At 68.2% G+C, this 2,691-nt stretch carries 3 protein-coding genes and 1 other RNA gene; all 4 read right to left on the reverse strand.

Annotation, left to right across the window (positions count from 1 at the left end; translation table 11 throughout):
• Positions 1–159, reverse strand: a transfer-messenger RNA (tmRNA) gene (ssrA, locus tag ACQKIP_RS44690); the annotation flags it as partial.
• Between the two features lie 119 nt (positions 160–278).
• Positions 279–800, reverse strand: coding sequence for an SsrA-binding protein SmpB (smpB, locus tag ACQKIP_RS44695; protein WP_365857256.1), 522 nt, complete (start codon positions 798–800; stop codon positions 279–281).
• Positions 801–818: 18 nt separating this feature from the next.
• Entirely contained in the window at positions 819–2,024 is a 1,206-nt protein-coding gene (locus tag ACQKIP_RS44700) for a S41 family peptidase (RefSeq protein WP_365857254.1), read from the reverse strand.
• A 78-nt stretch (positions 2,025–2,102) separates the two neighbouring features.
• Positions 2,103–2,691 (reverse strand): permease-like cell division protein FtsX (gene ftsX, locus ACQKIP_RS44705; protein ID WP_427745619.1); only part of this gene is annotated, 589 nt, incomplete at its 5' end.

Here is a 2,691-nt window from a genome sequence, read left to right on the forward strand (position 1 = left end):
GTCCTTCACTCACTGCTAATTAAGCAGCGAGGGCGAAGGACTGGGACTCGCTCTTGGAATTGGCGATTATTGGTTGCGACATGTGGTTTACGAGATCATTGTCGCTTCCTCGGCTCGCTTCCCCTGCTTCGACATCCGCTGTCGAAACCGATCATCCCCATGTTGTTTTATCAATCCACGCACCCGCTGTGGGGTGCAGTAGCCATCGTACGTGACCAACGCACGACGATGCCAGCCAATTCCCGCGCGGCCCTCCGGGACCCACGGGACGCGCGGGGCTAGGCGCCGCGCTGGCGCTTCTTGACGTCCGCGATCGCGCGGTTCGTCTCGCGCAGGTCCTGCTTCTCCTTGAGCGTCTGGCGCTTGTCGTACTCCTTCTTGCCCTTGGCCAGGGCGATCTCGACCTTGACCCGGCTGTCCTTGAAGTACAGCGTCAGGGGCACGATCGTGTGACCGGTCTCCTGCGACTTGGACTCCAGCTTGTCGATCTCCGCACGGTGCAGCAGGAGCTTGCGCTTCCGCGTGGCCGAGTGGTTCGTCCAGGTGCCCTGCACGTACTCAGGGACGTGGATGTTGTGCAGCCACGCCTCTCCGTGGTCGATGTGCACGAAGCCGTCCACCAGGGATGCCCGGCCCATCCGCAGCGACTTGACCTCGGTGCCCATCAGGACGAGGCCGCATTCGTACGTGTCCAGGATGTGGTAGTCGTGCCGCGCCTTCTTGTTCTGCGCGACGATCTTCCGGGCAGGGGCCTTCTCAGCGGCCTTCGCGGCCTTGCGCTTTACCTTTTCCTTCGCCATAGTGCGGCCATTTTCGCACTACGAGGGGGGTCCGAGGCCAGTCAATACTGTCTCGGCCCGCCTCTCGGCGCCGCCTCGGACCTCCAGGTCCGGGGTGATGCCCCGCCCGTCGACCGCCTTCCCCGAAGGGGTGCGGTAGTGCCCGACCGTCAGCTCGGCGACCGAGCCGTCGGGCAGCCGGCTCGGCATCTGGACCGAGCCCTTGCCGAAGGTCTTCGAGCCCACCACGACCGCACGGCCGCGGTCCTGGAGGGCGCCCGTGAGCAGCTCGGCAGCGCTCATCGTGCCGCCGTCGACCAGGGCGACCACGGGTCTGGTGGTGTCACCGCCCCGCTCGGCGTGCAGGGCCTTCTGCCGGCCGCGTACGTCGTACGTGGCGACCAGGCCGCCGTCGACGAGCCCGGAAGCGGCGGTGACCGCCTCCGACACCAGGCCACCGGAGTTGCCCCGCAGGTCGAGCAGGATCCCGGCGCCCTCGGGGGCCTCGCGCACCGCGGTCCGTACGCGCTCTCCCGCGCCCTTGGTGAATGCCTCGACCTTGATCATGACGGCGCCGCCCGCGAGCTGCGTGACCGTGACGTCGTCCGTGGAGAGGCGGGCCCGGTGCAGTGTCTCGCTCCACGCGCGCGTGCCCCGCTTCAGGCCGAGCTCGACCGGGCTGCCCGCGCGGGTACCCCGCAGCAGCGACACGACCTCGGTCACCGGAAGCCCCGCGACGCGCTTGCCGTCGATGCTCCTGAGCTGGTCGCCCTCGCGGATGCCCGCCTCTCCGGCGGGGCCGCCGCGCTGCACCCTGGACACCTCGATGCGCCCGTCGGCCGCGCGCCTGGCCCACAGCCCGACGCCGGTGTACGCGCCGTCGAGGGCCTGCTCGAACTCCTGGTACTCCCCCGGTGAGTACACCGACCCCCAGCGGTCGCCGCTGCGGCTGACGACGTCCTCGGCGGCCTTCTTGCCGGACTTGCCGTCGGCCATCGCCTCGGCCGCGGCATCGGCCGCCTCGTCGGCGGCGTCACCGGACGCATTGCCGGGCACGTCACCGGACGACGCGACGGAACGGGTGGACGCGGCAGACGACTTCCGGCCTTCGTCGGCCACTTCGTCCCAGGACCCGGTGGCCGCACCAGTGGCGAGCACGCTCGCGAACACCAACGTCAGGGTCGCCCCGCGGCGGATACGGCGGGTCCGGGAGAGCCGGTCGCAGAACCGGTCGGGGCCTGACATGCCGGTGAGTCTAGGACAACGAAGGGCGCCGTACGGTCGGTTGAACCGCACGGCGCCCCGATGCACAGGCGGGTTTTGTCACACCTTCAGGTACTTGCGCAACGCGAAGAACGCGGCGAGCGCGGGCATCAGCAGGCTGATGGCGAGCACCAGAGGCAGCTTGGCCAGGACCGCGTCCCACCCGATGAACTGGATCAGGTTCAGCTTCTCGGAGAGCGCGAGACCGTGGTCGATGATGAAGTACCGGCCCACGAGGAGCATTCCGCAGGCCAGACCACCGCCGATGAGACCGGCGACGGCGGCCTCCATGATGAACGGCGCCTGGATGTAGAAGCTGGACGCGCCGACGAGCCGCATGATGCCCGTTTCACGTCTCCGGCTGAACGCGGAAACACGCACCGTGTTGACGATCAGCATCAACGCCACCACCAGCATCAGCGCCATCACCGCGAGCGCCGCCCAGTTCATGCCGTTGAGCAGCCCGAAGAGGTTCTCCAGGATGCCCTTCTGGTCCTGCACGGACTGCACGCCGTCACGCCCCGAGAAGGCGGTCGCGACGACCTGGTACTTCTCCGGGTCCTTCAGCTTGATGCGGTACGACTCCTGCATCTGGTCCGGCGTGAGGGAGCTGGACAGCGGGGAGTCGCCGAACTGCTCCTTGTAGTGC

The organism is Streptomyces sp. NPDC059900 (genome assembly GCF_050270335.1).
Lineage (GTDB): Bacteria > Actinomycetota > Actinomycetes > Streptomycetales > Streptomycetaceae > Streptomyces.

Coding starts and splice junctions, on each gene's coding strand:
- smpB (WP_365857256.1), bottom strand. CDS start 800: ATGGCGAAGGAAAAGGTAAAGCGCAAGGCCGCGAAGGCCGCTGAGAAG.
- ACQKIP_RS44700 (WP_365857254.1), bottom strand. CDS start 2,024: ATGTCAGGCCCCGACCGGTTCTGCGACCGGCTCTCCCGGACCCGCCGT.